Origin of the sequence: Saccharothrix sp. NRRL B-16348 (assembly GCF_001280085.1) — a bacterium.
Classification (GTDB): domain Bacteria; phylum Actinomycetota; class Actinomycetes; order Mycobacteriales; family Pseudonocardiaceae; genus Actinosynnema.
Genome location: NZ_LGED01000255.1, coordinates 14,920 through 31,847 on the forward strand (window position 1 = coordinate 14,920; position 16,928 = coordinate 31,847).

The window sequence follows — 16,928 nt, forward strand, 5'->3', positions numbered from 1 at the left end:
ACTCTGACACCCCGATGACAAGCCGTCCGCGGTGAATCGGCACGAACTCCGCCGCGCCAGACCGCGGTGGTGCGGCCCTCGCGCTGCTCCCGGTGCTGCGGCAGCAGATCGGCCCCGATGGCGCGCGTCAGCCCGATCGCAGCCGCCTCCAGCTCCCAGCACTCGGCCGACCCGAAGGTGACAACGAGCGGGACAGGCGGACCCAGGCAGTTGACCGCGCGATCGCCTGCGGCCACCCGAGCCCAGCGTTCAGAGCTCGACCGTCGGTGCGGGTGCGCGTCCCGTGCCGGTGTGGCGGGGTGCGGGCCAGGAGGCGAGGTCCGCCGGGTCGGTCGGGGCGGTGGGGCACAGGACGTAGTGGCGTGGGGTGAGGACCGCCGGGTGGTCGGGAAGTGCGGCCATGCAGCGGGCGTGGGCCTGTTCAGGGGTGCTGACGTGGTCCGTGATGGTCACGTAGGCCACCAAGGGGTGACCGTTGGCTTCGGCGAAGACCCGGGTGACGGCCGGGGCCAGGGCGTCGTCCAAGAGGGACTGGACCTGGCGCAGGTCGACCCGGCACGAGTCGAGCAGCAGCCAGTTCGCCGAGCGCTCGGCTGTCGGCAGCCCGATGAGGTCGTGCATCCGCGCGGTGGTCAGGTCTTCGTGTGCCGCGGCCACCAGGACGCGTTCGAACGCCAGCAGCAGTGACTCCGCTTCCTGACGCGGGACCACGCCGTCGTCCTCGACCCACAGGTCGAGCACCAGCCGCTCGTCGAGTTGGTTGAGGTTGAAGCGGACCGGTTTCGCGTTGCGCTGCACCGGACGCCAGCGCAGCTCGGTGTGGGCGAGTGCGGCCCGGAGTTCGTCGGTGCCGGGCAAGACGCCGGGCGAGGTACCGGGACCGGGCTCGGGGGCGAGGTTGTTGAACAGCGGTTCGTAGCGGAACAGCAGGCCGCGTTCGTGGGCTATCCGCTCGTCCAGCCGGGCTCGTTCGGCCGCGTCGTACCGGGCGTGCCTGCTGGCCTCCAGGACCGTGGTCCACGTGTGCGCGACCAGCGCGTCGAAGTCGCGCCCGGCGACGCCGACGGAGGCGATCGTGCCCTGGGCCAGCGAGCCGACGTAGTCGAGCAGGTGGCGGTCGAAGCGGTTGCCCGACATCAGGGGCAGCACGATCTCCTCGTCGCCGGTGCGGTGGGCCAGCACGGCGCAGATCGCGGCCAGCACGACGCTCTGCCGGCTGGCGCGGGTGCGGGCCGCCACCCGGCGCACCGCCGTGGCGGCGGCCGGTGAGGACAGCTCCACGGCCAGCGGATCGCCGCCGGGGCTGGTGTCGGGCATGTGGTAGAGCAGGCGGGGGATCTTCGAGGTCTGGCGCTGGAGGTAGACCTGCGCCGCCCGCGCCCGGCGCCGCTCGGCGGGGGTCGCCTCCAGTCGCGCCTGGTCCAGTGGCTGGTGGCGGGGTGTGCCGACGTGCCGGCGGGAGGTGTCGCCGACCAGTTCGGCGAACTCTCGCCGCAGGACCTCGATCGCGCCGTGGTCGACCGCCATGTGCGAGAACGCGCCCGCGCACGCGATGACCCTGCCGTCCTCGTCGGGAGAGACCGCGACCACGACCCGCATCGCGGGCCGATCCGGGTCGGGGTTGTCGCGCAGCAGGCGGAGGAGCGTCCCGGCCACCGACGTGCGGTCGCGCGGACCCCACCGGCCCTGACCGAGCACGCAGACCTCGAGCGGGAGCGTGCCGGACGCCGCGACCAACTGCCGCTTCTCCTCGCCGAGGTCGTAGGAGGTGCGCAGCGCCTCGTGCCGCGCGCCCAGCACCGCGATGGTCTCGACCACGTCGTCCACCGAGGCGACGGCCGGCACCGGGAGCTCGACGCAGAGCACCGAGTAGAAGTGGTCGGAGACCTGGCTCAGCCACTGCGCGATGTTGACCTGACCGAGGGTGAGCGGCCCCTCGGCCTCCCGCGAGCCGGTGACGGGTACCTGGATCGTGCGCTGCGGTGTCAGCCGCACCCGCTGCCGGCGGTGCTGCCCCGGGTCCGCCACGACGGTCACGGTTCTCACCCCGCCCGGTCGCGGGAGGCGGCGGCGAGGCGCGTGACCGATCCGACCCGGGAGGACGGGAGGGCGTGATCACCCGAGTGGACGGCGAGGTGGTGCCACGACGCTTCGTCGTGCACCACGAGGTCGGGCGTCGGCGGTGGCATGCGCCCCATCCTCCGTGCCGCCTTGGCCGCAGTCCATAGGGCGCGGCGAACGAGCGCGCCGTCCGGGAGCAACTCCGACCGCGCCCATGGGTACGGTCACCTTGGCGTTCTGGCAGGCGTCGGTGAAGGCCCGGTAGCTGTACTGCCGCACGTGGACGAGGGGCGCTCGCCGGTTCGGGTGATCGGCTGGTGTCCCCGACCTACGGCGCGACTTCGCGGCCGATGCCCTCGGGTGCCTGACCGCGTGACGGGTCGGTACCGCGCCGCGACAACAGGCAGCGTCGTCGTCTCCGGTGGACCGTTCCCAGGGCGGGGAGGCGTGCTCCGCCCCGGGAACGGGAGGTCACCGCTTCCAGAACGGCTTGCGCCGGTGGGGTTCAACCGGCCGGGATTGGTCTGACCGGGGTTCGGCCAGGGCCTCCAGCGTCGCGATCGCGTGCCGCAGGCGGCGGTCGACCTCGGCGGGATCGGCGGTGGGCACGGCGAGTTCCGCGGCCAGTTCCGACAGCGTCCGCAGCGCCTCGGCGGGCGCGCCCGCGGCCCGCCACGACGGGAGGTGCCGGCCGATGGCCTGGTGCAGGCGCTCGAGCAGGGCAGCGGCCGGCTCTCGCGCTTCGCGCAGCCCGGTCAACGCCTCCGCGGCGAACTCCGCCGGCGCGGGGACGGGCGGCGCGGGTGCGGCGGGCTTCGGTGCCGCCAGGTCCGCGCTGCTCGCCACGGCCGCTTCGAGACCGGCACGGGCACGCGTCTTCCGCACGCGAGGTGCGGCCGAGGCCGGTGCGGGGGCGAACGGCATGGCCGCCCTCGGCGCAGCGGCCACCGGCATCCCGGCCGGAGCCGCGCCGTAGCCGCCTCCGCCGGCGAAAGCGGGGACGGAGGACCAGCCGTCGGGCAGTTCGACCGGCTGCGTCACCCGCCGCACCCGACCGCCCTCGTTGACGACCCGTTCATCCACCGCGACGAACGCGGTGAACCGGGACAGCACGCCGTGGTCCAGCGATGTCCTCACGATCTGCCGCTCCAGGGCGTCGAGGTCGCCCGCGCCCACGACGTAGCGGTCCTCCAGGTCGCGCACCCGAGCCCTGGCCCACAGCGCGGCCAGCCCGGCGTTGTCGCTCGCCACCGCCGCCACCCGCTGCCGCCACCCACCCGAGCCGGTGACCTCCACCGCGCCCGACGGCTCGCCCGCGTACCTGCCGGTGACCACGACCGGGACGCCGGGGAACAGGTCGGGCAGCGGCGCGGGGGCCAGCGAGCCCTCCTCCACGGCCAGGCCGTCGGCCCGCACCGCCAGGCCGGTCAGCACGGGCGCGCCGATGCGGTGGTGGATGTCGCGCATGGCCTCGTCCAGCCGGTCCTCCGACTCGACCAGCTCGCAGCGGCCGGTCGAGCCCGCGAGTCGTTGCAGGAACGCCGCGTTGACCGCGCGGTCGATGCCGACGGTGTGCACCCGCACGCCCGCCAGGCTCGTGGCGACCTCGCGCAGCAACCGGTCCTCGTCGCCCACCTGGCCGTCGGTCACCAGCACCAGCACGCGTTCCCGATCGCCCTCCGCGCCGAGCAGCCCGGCCGCGCGCTGGAGGGGGTTCAGCATCTCGGTGCCACCCCGGGCCTCCAGGCCGGCCAGGAACTCCACCGCGCGGTAGCGGTTGCGGTCGGTCGCCGCGACCAGGCCGGCGGGCAGCTCGTCCGGGCTGTCCAGCCGGTCGTCGAACGCCAGCACGGCGAACCGGTCGTCCGCGCGCAGCGAGTCGACCACGCGGCTCGCGGCCCGGCGCGCCGCGACCACCTTCCAACCGTGCATCGAGCCCGACCGGTCCAGCACGAGCACCACGTCCCGGCTCGGCAGCCGTCCGCCGGCGGCCGGGGGCAGCACGGTCAGCGCGAACGTGCCGCCCTCGCCGCCCTCGTCCGGGCGCACGGCCAACGATGTGCGGACCACGTCGGCGTCGGCGAAGCGCAAGCGCAGCAGGAAGTCGCGGTCTACGCGCGCGCCCGGCTCGACCCGGACGCGGAACCCGCCGGCGGTCTCCTCGGTGACGGTGGCGTGCAGGCTGGCCGAGGGTTCGACGGGTGGCAGCCCGGCCAGGTCGACGTCCACCACCAGGGACAGGCGGACCGGGTTGGGGAAACCGGGCAGCAGCACCGGCGGGCTGATGCGGGAGGCGTCGGGCACCGCGTCGGTGTCGCGAGCCACGCCGTCGCCGACCTGATCGCCGGGCAGCGGGGCGCCGGGGACGTAGCGGGGTGCGACGACCAGCGGCAGGCGGTACTCGGCGGTGTCGTCCTCGTAGGCGAGCACCCCCACGAGCGTGAGGCGCACGGTGATCCGCTCGCCGGGCACGATGTTGCCGACGCGCGTGGTGAACACGCCCGGCCGCTCCTCCTCGGCGATGGCGGCACGCTTGCCGTCGGAGACGGCCTGGTCGTAGTCGGCCCGCGCGGCCGCGCGTTCCTTGAGCACGCCCTCCACCACGCGGCCGTCGGCCTCCACGCGCAGCGCGGTCACCGCGGCACGGGCGGGCAGCGGGAAGACGTAGGTCGCTTCGAGGGGGTCGGGGTGCGGGTTGTGGAAGGTCTGCGTGATGGTGGTGCGCGAGGCCAGCCCGGTGATGGTCGCGTGGACGTCGACGGCTTCCAGCGGGAGGTTGCCACGCTCGGTGCGCAGGCAGCCCAGGCCGTCGTCCTCGGTGGGCCGGGTGGCCCCGACGTCTCCCACGACTGCGATGCGGGTGCTCATCCGTTGTCCTCTCCAGTGGTCGGGGCCAGACCCGTGCGGGCGAGCAGGTCGAGCAGGGGTGCCGCGGCGGTTTCGATGGCGGCGAGTTCGGCCGCGTCGGGGACGCGGTCGGCGGCGTGGAGCACGAGGGTGACGCCGGGTCCCAGGCGCAGACCGGGCACGACCCGGGCGACGCCGGCGGCGGGGGGTGCGGAGGCCACCAGTGGTGCGGGAGCGGCCGGCGGCACCGCTGCGGGTGGCGCGGGTGGCGACGACGCGGGCCGGTCGCGCCAGAAGGCCCCGCTGCGGGACGACGCGGCACCGTCCTCCGACGGTTCCACGGGTTCGGCTCGTCCAGCCGGCTCGACCTGCCGGGTCACCCCGGCCAGCTCGGCGAGCCTGCCGTCGTCCGCGCCCACCACCACCGCCTGGATCTCCGCCAGCGAGTGCCCCGCCGCCTGCAACTTCTTGACCGCGACCACCTGGAGCAGGTGCCGCCGCCCGTACAGCGCGGTGCGTCCCCGGTACGCCACCGGCCGATCCACCAACCCGATGGTCGTGTACCACCGGATGGCACGCCCGTTCGGCAACTCCCGCACCCGGCCGCTCCGCTGGCCCCCGTAGTCGTCGGCGAGCAGCGCGGCGACCCGGTCCGGCAGCTGCCCGATCGTCCACAGCTCCTCGTCGCTCACGACACGACTATAACCGACACTGTCAATGTGACAGTGTCAGCTTCACCTCCCGGTTCGGTTGGCCGCGACGACGTCCCTGCTGTCGGCGAGTGCCTGTGGGGTGTCAGAACTCTGCACTGGGATGCTGAGCTGCGACGATCGCGCACGCTGGACCTCCAGGGCACGATCGTGAGGTGTGGCGTCACGACTGCTGTACCTGATCTTCGTCTGACTCGGTGACTGGCCGGCGCTCCTCGGCCGGTCCTCCGCGGCCAAGGACGTCGAGCTGCTGGTGCTGCGGCACGAGGTCGCCGTGCTGCGCCGGACCAACCCCCCACCCGCGGCTGGACTGGACCGATCGCGCGGTGGTCGCCGCGCTGGTTCGCCGACCTCTACCAAGGCCGCGACCCGTCCGTCGACACCGGCAACTACAGCACCCTGCCGTGGCGGCTCGCGCTGCTCACCCAAACCAACTCCACCTGCTAGAAGCATGGTCGGATGCAACGGCCGGCAGGTCGTATCCGGCCGCAGCGGAAGCGACTGTCGGGCGGACCGGTGGACGGTCCGCCCGACAGTCGGCCGTGGTCGGATCAAGAGGTGGTCGAGTCGACCCCGTCGGATCAGCCGCGTCCGGGTACGACGTCGATGACCGCCGTGACCTGTCCTGCGTCGGTCGTGCCGGTGACCGTCACCTCGCCCGGTGTGTCGGTCGCGCCGGGTGGCAGCGGTTGCCAGCGGACGGGGACGTTGGTGATCTTGTTGTTGGCGGTGGTGAGCAGCTGCACGGAGGAGGGCAGCTTCGGGGTGGTGCGCACCGCGGTGGCGGTGTGCACGGTGTCCTGGAGAATGTGCTTGGCGCGGCTGGCGTTGAAGACGTCGATGGACGCGTGCGGCTCCCAGGTGTTCGCCAGTCCGGGCACCGCGCGGAACATCGTCTGCCAGCCGGCCGGCTCCCAGACCAGCACGCCGGCGCCCCGGTTGTCGACCACGTCGTTGGCGGCCTGGAAGACCCGCTGGATGGCATCCGCCTGCCCTTGGATCGTCCGGGGGAAGGGCGAGTTGGGCATCGGCGTGCCGTCGCCGCCCGAGGCGGGGTAGGAGGTCTCGGCGATGTCGATCTCGTAGTCGGGGTAGGTGGTGGCGATGGTGTGCAGGTTGTGGTCCAGTGCCTCGGGTGTGCCGTGCCACTCCGGGTAGTACGAGATGGCCAGCACGTCGGGGTTCTGGCCCTTGGCCTTCACCCTGGTGAGGTACTGGTGCCAGAACTCCATGGTCTTGGCGAGCCGGTCCGTGCCGACGATCACGTGGACCTCGACCTTCGACGTCGGTGAGGCGTCGCGGACGGCCTTGATGCCGGCTGCGGCCAGGGTCGTGAACCGGTCCCACGCCTGGTCGTAGAGCCGCTGCTCGGCCGGGTCGGTCGAACCCCAGTACTTCCACAGCAGGCCGCCGCCGGGCTTGGCCTGGTAGACGTCGGCGTGGTCGACGAAGTACGGCGGGCTGGTCGTGCCGATGAGCGCCGCCTCGCTGCCGTACAGGAACCCGTTGATGATCTCGTTGCCGACGGCGACCTTGTCCGGCGTGGTGCCCTGCCGGATCAGCCGGCGCAGGTGGTCGGCGGTGAAGTCGTACACCGCCCGGTTCAGCTCGTCGAACTCCAGCCCGGCCCAGGCGAGCGGCTTCGGCTGCTTGCTCGGATCCGCCCACGAGTCCGCGTAGTGGTAGTCGATGCCGAGGCCCATGTTCCGCTGCTTGATCCACTGCGCGGAGGTCAGCGTCCGCTGCGGACCCTGGCGGGGCACCGCGTTCAGCTCACCGGTGCTCTCGCTGCGCGGCTCGTTGAACACCCGCAGCCGCGCGTACTGCATGCCGCGATCCTTGACCACGTCGAGCTGGTGCGGCCCGGCGCCCTTGTCGGGGGACAGGGGGTTGACCCAGTACTCCCGGGACTGGTGGTCGTCCACCCAGGACAGGTCGGCGCCGAGGACGAGGTCGTCACGCAGGTAGTTGAAGACCTGGAGCTCGCTGACACCGGCACGGGCACGGCCGGGCGCACCGGTGAACGTCAGCCGGACGAACCGCGTAGCCGGCCGGGTGAACAGGTGCACCTCTCCCCGCGCCACGGCCCGGTTGTGCGACCTGTCGGCCAGCGTCTTCCACCGGCGGCCGTCCGTCGACGCCTCGACGACGTACCGGTGGGCCACGCCGCGCTCCGGGAACACCACCTTGACCTTGCGCAGGTTGTCGTACGTGCCCCCGAGGTCCACGGTGAGCCACTGCCGGGACCCGGCGCGATCCGGGTACCAGGCGGTCGTCAGGTCGCCGTCGACGGCCAGCCCGGCGGTCGACGAGCCGCTGCCCGCCGTCGCCGAGGCCCAGGGCTTGGCGGCGATGTTGCTCTCGATCGGCTTGATGTCCGCGGTGCCGAAGATCGCGCCGGCCGGCGCGGTACCCGCCACCAGCCCAGCGGACACCAGGGTGGCCAGTGTCGTCAGACCCGCGAGGTCGCGGGTCAGGCGTCTGTTGCTCATGTCCTTCTCCTGACGGTGTTTCACAACGGGATTCCGTCCGCCCTCCCGGGCGGATGCTCAGCGGAGAGGCAATCGACTCGTCGCACGCCATCGGCGCGGGCATCCCGGTTGCCCTGGATGCCCGCGCCGATGCTCGGTGGATGGTCAGCCGGTCACCACTCCGACGTCGAGGTGGTCGACGTTGGGCAGGCCGTCGGCCGCAGTGGGTTCGAGGCGGATGGTGTTGCTGCCCGCGTTCAGCGAGGCGGTGAGGGACTTGGTGGACCAGGTCGTCCACGCGCCGGTGGACTCGAACGAGACCGTGCCGACCGTGGACCCGTTGACGACGACGTTCGCGGGTCGCGCGGCGCCGCTGCCGGCACCGTTGGCGAAGCGGATGCCGAGCGTCGCCGTGCCGGCTGTCGTCGCGTTGACGGTGAACTGGGCGTAGGCGCCCACGGCGGCGGTGCCGTTGCAGAACCCGGTGCCGGAGAAGCCGGCCTGGTTGGAGTCGATCGTGCCCTGGCACACGGCCGGTGCCGTCTCCGCTTCGTAGCGCTGCCCTGCGGGCGTCCCTCCGTCGGTCCTGACGAGCGCCAACTGGTCGACGATGACGCCGCCCGAACCCGACGCCCGCACGGTGACGGTGGCGGCTCCGCCGGGTAGCGCGATGCCGGTGAGCTCGCGCTTGGCCCAGCCGCTCGACGACGGGATGCTGAGGGTGCGTTGGCTGCCGTTAGCGCCCGTGATCACGACCTGTCCGGCACTGCCCCGGGCGTGCGAGGACAGGGTGTAGGTGCCTGCGGGCACCGATTCGATCCGCTGCTCGACGCCGCCGCTGTTGCTCACCTGGAGGGCGAAGCGGGACCCGTTCACACCACCGTTGACGTTGGTCACCGAACCGCCGAGGTTCCGCCATCCCCGTACACCGGAGACGATGACGCGGTCGGCCTGGATGTCGGGGTTGAGGATGTAGTTGTTCGCCGGCCCGACGCGCCACTCACCGGTCGTGACGTTGAACTGCCACTGGCTGACCGAGTGGAACTGGGGCCGTGCGCCGGTCTTGGTGATCGGCACCCACTGGTTGTAGCCGATGCCGTTCCAGGCGAAGTCGGCCCAGCGGTCGCCCGCGTAGATCACCGTGTTCTGCTTGGTCCCCTTCACGGTGACGAAGAACCCGGTCTGGGTCACGTGGCTGTAGTCCATCTCGGTGCCGGGAAGAACGAACTCACTCGAGTACGAACCCTGGATGTTGCCGCCGGTCGACTCGTTGACGTAGTTGACCGAGGTGTTCCAGCCGTGCAGGGCCGAGGCGGCGTGGTAGTACTTGCCGTCGAGCTTGAACATGGCGTTGCCCTCGCGGCCGTCGCCCCGGCGGATCTCCACGCCCGGCTCGATCCGCAGCGAGTCGGACTCCCGGAACTTGGACACGAAGCCGCGGGAACGTCCCTCGCGGTTGGAGAAGATCAGGTAGTCCTTGCCGTCCTCGTCGGTGAAGACGGTCTGGTCGCCGGTGCCGGTCGTCGGCGAGTTGACGACCTGACCCTGGAAGTAGCCGTAGGTGAAGTTGCTGGTGGGGGTGTTGCCCTGGAGGAGCAGCACCCCGTGCGCGCCTCCGACGTAGGCCTGGGTGGCGAGCACGTACTTGCCGGTGTTCTCGTTGTACGCGACCCCGAGCCGCCCGACCCACCCCGTCGAAGCCATGGTGTTGCCGTTGTCGATCGCGGTCGAGCGCGTCGCGACCCGGTTCTCGAACTTCCAGTTCACCAGGTCCCTGGACGAGTACACCGGGATCGACACGAACGAGACCTCGCCGTCGTACTTGCGCGTCGGGTTGGCCCGGTAGCTCTCCGCGCCGCGGTAGTGCACGCCGTACCAGTAGTAGGTGTCGCCGAACTTGAAGACACCGCCGCCCTGCGAGTAGATGGGGTTGCCGGCGGTGTCGTTCCAGAACGTGTTGTTGGTGATGGTCTGGAACGTGCCCTCGTCCGCGGCCTCCAGATCGCCGGCGGCGGTGACCAGGGCAGTCTTCGCCGCGGCGGCCTCCGCAGCGCCCGCCGAGGGGTTCTTCGCCACGTCGTCCGCCGTGGTCAGCGCCTTGGCGAAGGACTTCCAGGAGTCGGTGGTGTACTTGGCCGGGACGCGCGTCCGGTAGTCCGCGACCGTCTTCTTGAGACCGTGGGGATCGTCCGCCGCGTCCTCGATGCCCGGGGCGTCCTGGGCGGCCGGAGCGACCGCGGCGGGCGGAGCGGTTTCGGCTAAGGGCTGCGCCGCGGCCATCGACTGCGGTGTCAGCACCGACGCGAACAGCAGTGCGGCCGCGGTCAGGACGCGCCGTTTCAAGGGCGTGCGCGATGTGGTGGTCATCTTGGTGCCTTTCACAGGGAGAGGTAATCGATGTTGGGCAGGCCGTCCGCCGTGGTCGGGTCCAGTCGGATGGTGTTGTCGCCGGCGTTCAGGGAGGTGGTGAGGGTCTTGGTGGACCACGTCGTCCAGCTGCCGGTGGACTCGAACGAGACCGTGGCCACCGTCGACCCGTTGACGACGAGGGTCGCCGGTCGCGCGGTGCAGAACCCGGTGCCGGAGAAGCCGGCCTGGTTCGAGTCAATGGTCCCCTGGCACACCGCCGGCGCGGTCTCGACCTCGTAGCGCGACGCCGGTTGCGCAGCGCCGGACTGCTCGAAAGCGCCGAGGTCCGGTGCCGACCCGTGGTAGGGCAGGCCGACGCTGGTGCCTTTGTCGATCAGGGTGCTGTTGGCGGCGAGCCGGAGGTGGGGCAGCACGGGCAGGCTGCCGTCCTGCTGGCGCGGGGCGTCCCAGCCGGATGTCGACACGCTCTGGAACTGCGCGTCCGACAGGGGCAGGCCCAGGTTCCAGGAGTTGTGCGAGGCGCTCGTCCCGGTCATGTTCGCCGTCGCGGTGCCGTTGTAGGCGATGTTGTTGCGCAGGTTCCCCCGGCCGACGGACGCGCCGCTCGAGTTGATTCCCCTCATGTCGAAGTTGGGGTGGTTCCCGTAGCCGGTGTTGTTGAAGTAGTCGTTGGCCACCGGGTGGTGGTTGGAGTAGAAACCCTGCGCCTTGTTGAGGAACGCCACCGAGAAGCGGACGGTGTGCTTCACCGCGCCGGTGTCGTACTCGGCGCCGAAGCCACCCACCTTGAAGCCTGCTCCGTTGCCGGACGGCGTCGTCGTCCCCGGCACGTACCCGTTGCGCCAAGCCCAGGAGTTCTCGATGATCACGGGCGAGTAGGTGGAGATGAGGTCGTAACCGTCATCGGCGTTCCACCACGCGGGGGAGCCGCGGAACACGTTCGCGGGCCGACCTGCGGGCGTGTAGTGCGCACCGAACCCGTCGGCGTTCTCGCCGGGCCCGTCCGAGCTGCGCAGGTCGTAGTTGTCGTGCGAATCCGTGTTGACGACGAGGTTGCCGCCGCCACCGTTGATGAACAGGCCGGTTCCCATGTGGTGGTGGGTGTTGACCAGCTCGAACGTGTTGTTGCTGCCAGAGATCCAGATCCCCCAGGACTCGGCGTTGAGGTTGTTGTTCTGGGGCACGCCGGTGACTTCCAGCCCTTTGAGGTGGAGGTGGCTGCCGGTGACGTTGAAGCCCTTGATCCGGCAGTCGTCCCGCATGGCCGAGAAGGTGAAGACCGGCTTCTCGCCCGGGTGGGCCCAGTAGCGGATGGGGTTGCCCGAGGTGCCGCTCTTGTTCAGGGTGATCGCGTCGACCCGGGCCGTCCGACTGGCACAGGCCGAGTTCGCCCGCGTGTAGGGGTAGGTGCCTCCCCGGAAGTAGACCGTGTCACCCGGTGTGGCGGCGGACTGCGCGCGGGCGATGGACGCCCACGGGGCGGCCTGGGTCCCCGCGGCACTGTCGTTGCCGTTGGGTGAGACGTAGTAGGTGTTCCCCGCCGCCGCGGCCGTGCCGGGCACGATCGCGGCGCTCAGGGCGAGGACTGCGGAGGCGGTGACGACGTGAAGCGCACGCCACCGCGATGTGAGGTGCACGAGGGTCTCCTAGGGATGCCTGATGAACGTCGGCGAACGTTCACACGTTGAGGAAGCCGTCCATGGCGGCGGTCGGCCGCCGGGTGCTCGAGTCCCACGCGGTGCTGGCGTAGCCGGTGAACGGCGAGTAGCCCTCGGGCTCCCAGAAGAACGTGCCGAGGCCGCCGAAGCCCTTCTGGCCGGTGATGAACTTCCGCAGCCCGTCGCGCACCTGGGTGGCCTTGTCGCGCGGACCGCCGTACTCGACGTGCATCACGGGCTTGCCGTAGTTGGACTGGATGGTCCTCATGTTGCCCAGCACAGGGGCGACGTTGCTGCCCTGGGCGTACGAGGACAGCCCGGTGATGTCCCACCTGCCGCCGTTGCCGCGATAGGCGTTGAAGAAGTTCTGGATGCTGTCCATCTTCTGCGGCTGGGCGAGGTGCACCATCACCGGAGTGGTCGGGAAGACCTGTTTGGACACGCGGTCATTCGATCTCCTTTGATCGAGTGTGAGCAGGGGCGCGGCGGCGGGACTGTGCGCGTGCACGGTCGGGGTCGGGGTCGCGCTCTGCACGGCGTTTGTTGTGCCAGCGCAAGAATTGCGACGCGGGGGCATGCTGTTGCGGCGCAACCGACAGCAACGAGCGGCAGCGCGGGGAAGGAACGAACCGCGACGTGAACCCAGCCGACAGAAGGACCGGCTAGGCGAAAGCCCGGCCCGGCAAGGACAAGCCGAGCGTCGGTTTCTCCAACAAAGTCAGCTTCGCCTCCTTACGAGCAGGTTCTGTCCGCGTGCACCGCCGGATCCGGGCCGATCCAACTCGAAGACCTGACCAGGCAGCCCATCGGCACGGCCCAGGACGCGGGTGGGGCGACCACGGCTTCCGGTGCACCAGACCCACCCGGTGCACTGCGTCAGCGGACCGACCACCTGCGGTTAAAACGTTTGCACTTCCCGGGCTCAGCTTAGGGGATCGCCCGCCTCTGTCAACAGCGCTCCGAGCTACAAGCCTTGTGACCACAGGGTGTTGCCACAGGGCGGCCCGCTTGGCCCCGGCTACCCACGAGTAAACGGTTACAACGGCCGCCTGCGGTCCGACAGCGTTGGACACCAGCTCCTGCGGCCACCAGGACACTTCGTGCCCCCGGGATCGGATCGAGGGACGTGGATCGATCAACGCACATCGGGGTGGATCTGCGGCGCCGCGCCGTCGAACATTCGACGGATGCTGCCGTTCGCCACGGCAACGCTGGCCCGAATGGACGCATGCATGGGAACGTGCACAGCGGTATACGGCGCTGTTGTCCAGCAATATCAACGAAGTTGGCGTGTTTACATACGTGATGAGGCCAGTTACTGTGCACGTTCACAGGGCCTCTGACCCTGTCCGCCGCCGCCGTCCACAGTCCGCCGCCGTGGGAAGCACACTCCGACGAACGGAACTCTGCCATGCACAGATCAACGTTGATACGTGCACTGCTGGTCGTGACCGCGGGCTCATCAGCGTCCACACCGCGAAGCGCGATTTCCTCAGTTGGAGGTTGTCCGCCGGTGACGGCCGGTACGAAATCGTGCTGAAGTGGCGGCCGACCAACGGACCGACCTGGGCCGCAACGGCCTATGTGGACGGTTCACGGGACGCCGGCGGCGGTCAGCTCACGCGCCACTGAACTTTCGGCTCCGGCCGTGGTGGCGAGATCGCCTACGGCTCGGCGAGCATCAGCCGCACCCCGCCGATGCCGGACCGCCAGTGCCGGCCGACCGTGGCGTGGCGTGGCAGAACGCCGCCTACGACCAGCCGCCCCACGCGAGCTTCGCACCCCGTGACACCGCGTTCCTGCCGCCTTCCCGGCCGGCAGGAGCCGCCCTCGATCATCCCTGCACGCAAGGAGTCAACGATGACCATGCAACGCCGGACGTTCCTCAGCGTCAGCGCGGCCGGAGCGGCGGGCCTCGGCCTAGGCCTGCTCGGCGCCGGTCAGGCAACCGCCACCCCCGCCGGGTCCCTCGCCACGGCGCCGACCACGCCGTTCGCGGTCGGCGTGCGCCGGTACAACTGGACCCGCGGCAGCCGCCCCTGCACCACCTACGTCTACTACCCCGCCACCGGCGCCGCCGGCGGCAACCCGATCACCGACGCCCCCGTCGCCAACGGCGTCTTCCCCGTCTACAACATGACCCACGGCTACGGCAGCAGCCCGCAGAACTCCCTGTTCATCATCCGGGCGCTGGCATCGGCGGGCTTCATCGTCCCCGCGCCGCACTTCAACCACAACTTCACCGACGTCAACAACGGCAACACGTCCAAGGACGTCTCCCAGATCATCACCAACACCCTCGCCCTCAACACGAGCGGCCCGCTCGCCGGGCACATCGACACCTCGATCGGCGTCGGCGTCTCCGGCCACTCCCTGGGCGGCATGGTCACCCACGGCCTGCTCACCTCGTGGCCGGACAGCCGGATCATCTCCGCCAACCCGCAGTCGTGCGTCGACATGGGCAACCCGTCCTCCTCGGTCAACGCCAAGGTCCTGTTCGTCCACGGCGACCGCGACACCACCACCCAGTACTCCTCCGCCCGACAGGCCTACAACGAGATGACCTGGCCCAAGGCCTTCCTGACGTTCGTCGGCGGCAGCCACACCAGCTTCTGGAGCGACCAGCGCTTCCCGAGGACGGTCGTCGACTGGGCCCGCTGGACCATGTACGGCGACACCGCCGCCCGCGACCGCCTCCCCACCGACGCGTCCGGCGCCAACACCCGGTGGGAAGCCCAACTCGGCACCACCCCCACCGTGCCCGGCACCTACACGCTCATCGCCCAGCACAGCGGCAAGGCCGCCGAGATCAACGCCGCCTCCACCACCGCCGGCGCAGCCCTGGTCCAACGGACCATCACCACCAACACCAGCCAACACTTCGAGTTCGTCACCGCCGCCGACGGCCACGTCCGCATCAAGGCACGCCACAGCGGCCTGTACCTCCAGCCCACCGGCACCACCAACGGCGCCGACGTCGTCCAACAAGCCGACTCCACCGCCACCGCCCAGCAGTGGCGCGTCGTCGACCACGGCGGCGGCGTCGTCAGCCTCGTCAACCGCGCCTCCGGCCTGGCCATGGACGTCTGGAACTACTCCACCGCCGACGGTGCCCGCATCGCCCTCTACACCTACAACGCCACCAGCCCCAACCAGCGCTTCACCCGCCGCGCCGTCTGACCACGTGCCGGGGCTCGGCAGGCCCTGCCCGGTGGGAGCCGGCCGAGCCCCGCGACGCCTTCCTGTGATCCGACCACAGCATTGGAGTTCATCGTGCTATCACGCAGGCAGCGCGTCGCGCTGCTCCTCACCGGCCTGGCCTCGATCGTGCCCGGCACCGTTGTCGTCATGTCCCCGGTCGCGTCCGCCGCGCCCACCCGCTACGAGGCCGAAACCGCACCCGCCACCTGTGACGGCACGATCGCGACGGACCACTCCGGCTACTCCGGCGGCGGGTTCTGCGACGGGCGCGCCGCGGTCGGCGCGGGAGTCCAGTTCACGGTCGACGCCTCGTCGGCGGGGACGGCGACGCTCAGCGTCCGGTTCGCCAACGGCGGCTCCGGCGCACGTCCCGCCGACGTGGTCGTCAACGGCGTCACGGCCCAGGCGGTGTCCTTCGAGCCTGCGGGCTCGTGGAACACCTGGGCGACGAGAACCCTGTCCGTGCCGGTGAGTTCGGGCAGCAACACCGTCCGGCTCAACCCGACGAGCGCCAGTGGTCTGCCCAATGTGGACTACGTCGAGCTGGAAGTCGGCGGCACCACACCGCCCGGCCGGCCCGCGGAGTGCACCGGCACCTCGCCGATCAAGTGCCAGTTCAACGTCGCCCCGGCAACTACGCGGTGACCGCGTGGATCGGCGACCGCGCCTCCGCCGGCAACACCTCGATGTCGGTCGAAGCCCGGCGACGCGTCCTGGCCGCCACCGACACCGCGGCCGGCACGATCACCCAGCACGTCTTCACGATCAACGTGCGCCAGCCCGAGGGCCAGCCGACCGGCCAGGGCGGCACGGGCACCCCCGGGCTGACCATCACCTTCGCCGGCACGGCACCCAAGCTCTCCGGCCTGACCGTCCAGCCCGCGACCGCCCCGCTGGCCGTGTACCTGGCCGGCGACTCCACCACGTGCGACCAGTTCGCCGCCCCGTACACCGGTTGGGGACAGCTCCTGCCCACGCACGTGTCCGCCGGCGCGGTCGTCGCGAACTACGGCGACTCCGGCGAGAGCTCGGGCAGCTTCCTGAACAACTCGGCGCTGTTCCCCACGGTGAAGCCGCTGATCAAGCGGAACGACCTGGTGCTGATCCAGTTCGGGCACAACGACAAGTCCACGTCGGCGTCCGCCTTCCGCGGCAACCTCACCTCGATGGTCAACCAGGTGCGCGAGAGGGGCGGCGTCCCCGTCCTCGTCACGCCACCGGTGCGGCGGCAGTTCAGTGGCAACCAGCTCAACTCCACCGCCCTGCACGTCAACGGCCTGGGCGTCAACCTCCCGGCCGAGATGCGCAACCTCGGCTCCACGCTCAACGTCCCGGTGATCGACCTGACCGCCAAGAGCGAAGCGCTCGTGGAATCGATGGGCCCGACCAACTCCGCCCAGCTCTACCTGCGCCAAGCGGTCGACGGCGTCAACGACAACACGCACTTCTCCGAGTACGGCGCGGGAAAGATGGCTGAGCTGGTCGTCCAAGGAGTCCGCGAACGCAACCTGCCCCTGGTCGGCTACCTGCGCTGACCCAGCCGGACACCCTCTGCGGAATCGTGCTTCCCACTCGCGATCCGGCCCGGCTTCCGGTTCATGTCAGCAAGG

At 70.8% G+C, this 16,928-nt stretch carries 11 protein-coding genes; 3 read left to right on the forward strand and 8 right to left on the reverse strand.

Translation table 11 applies throughout. The annotated features are described in order from the left end of the window. Nucleotides 1–249: 249 nt before the first annotated feature. The 8 genes from ADK67_RS41740 to ADK67_RS41770 all read right to left on the reverse strand — a co-directional run bounded on the left by ADK67_RS41740 (nt 250) and on the right by ADK67_RS41770 (nt 12,559). Nucleotides 250–2,037: a hypothetical protein gene (locus tag ADK67_RS41740; RefSeq protein ID WP_053722130.1), complete on the reverse strand. Its 1,788-nt coding sequence runs from the start codon at nt 2,035–2,037 to the stop codon at nt 250–252. Nucleotides 2,038–2,042: 5 nt separating this feature from the next. Further along, nucleotides 2,043–2,189, reverse strand: coding sequence for a hypothetical protein (locus ADK67_RS51820; RefSeq protein ID WP_157621521.1), 147 nt, complete (start codon nt 2,187–2,189; stop codon nt 2,043–2,045). A 343-nt stretch (nt 2,190–2,532) separates the two neighbouring features. After that, entirely contained in the window at nt 2,533–4,929 is a 2,397-nt protein-coding gene (locus ADK67_RS41745) for a VIT domain-containing protein (protein WP_053722131.1), read from the reverse strand. Further along, nucleotides 4,926–5,600: a helix-turn-helix domain-containing protein gene (locus ADK67_RS41750; RefSeq protein WP_063797909.1), complete on the reverse strand. Its 675-nt coding sequence runs from the start codon at nt 5,598–5,600 to the stop codon at nt 4,926–4,928. The genes ADK67_RS41745 and ADK67_RS41750 overlap by 4 nt, the downstream gene beginning before the upstream one ends. A 599-nt stretch (nt 5,601–6,199) precedes the next feature. Further along, nucleotides 6,200–8,110 (reverse strand): glycosyl hydrolase 53 family protein, encoded by a 1,911-nt coding sequence (locus ADK67_RS41755; RefSeq protein ID WP_053722133.1) that lies wholly within the window; start codon nt 8,108–8,110, stop codon nt 6,200–6,202. A gap of 144 nt (nt 8,111–8,254) precedes the next feature. Further along, nucleotides 8,255–10,456: a family 43 glycosylhydrolase gene (locus tag ADK67_RS41760; protein ID WP_197289877.1), complete on the reverse strand. Its 2,202-nt coding sequence runs from the start codon at nt 10,454–10,456 to the stop codon at nt 8,255–8,257. 11 nt (nt 10,457–10,467) lie between these two features. Then, the gene (locus ADK67_RS41765) at nt 10,468–12,096 is read right to left on the reverse strand and encodes a right-handed parallel beta-helix repeat-containing protein (protein ID WP_082404639.1); all 1,629 of its coding nucleotides are present in this window, start codon (nt 12,094–12,096) and stop codon (nt 10,468–10,470) included. Nucleotides 12,097–12,136: 40 nt separating this feature from the next. After that, nucleotides 12,137–12,559: a glycosyl hydrolase 53 family protein gene (locus tag ADK67_RS41770; RefSeq protein WP_197289878.1), complete on the reverse strand. Its 423-nt coding sequence runs from the start codon at nt 12,557–12,559 to the stop codon at nt 12,137–12,139. A 1,418-nt stretch (nt 12,560–13,977) separates the two neighbouring features. On the opposite strand from ADK67_RS41770, the gene ADK67_RS41775 reads away from it, so the two are divergent. From ADK67_RS41775 to ADK67_RS41780, 3 genes are all read left to right on the forward strand, one after another. Continuing rightward, the gene (locus ADK67_RS41775) at nt 13,978–15,297 is read left to right on the forward strand and encodes an RICIN domain-containing protein (protein ID WP_053722134.1); all 1,320 of its coding nucleotides are present in this window, start codon (nt 13,978–13,980) and stop codon (nt 15,295–15,297) included. 93 nt (nt 15,298–15,390) lie between these two features. Next, entirely contained in the window at nt 15,391–15,963 is a 573-nt protein-coding gene (locus ADK67_RS54310; protein WP_231648618.1) for a carbohydrate-binding protein, read from the forward strand. Continuing rightward, complete coding sequence (locus ADK67_RS41780) at nt 15,927–16,853, forward strand: rhamnogalacturonan acetylesterase (RefSeq protein WP_231648619.1); 927 nt, start codon at nt 15,927–15,929, stop codon at nt 16,851–16,853. The genes ADK67_RS54310 and ADK67_RS41780 overlap by 37 nt, the downstream gene beginning before the upstream one ends. Nucleotides 16,854–16,928 lie beyond the last annotated feature (75 nt).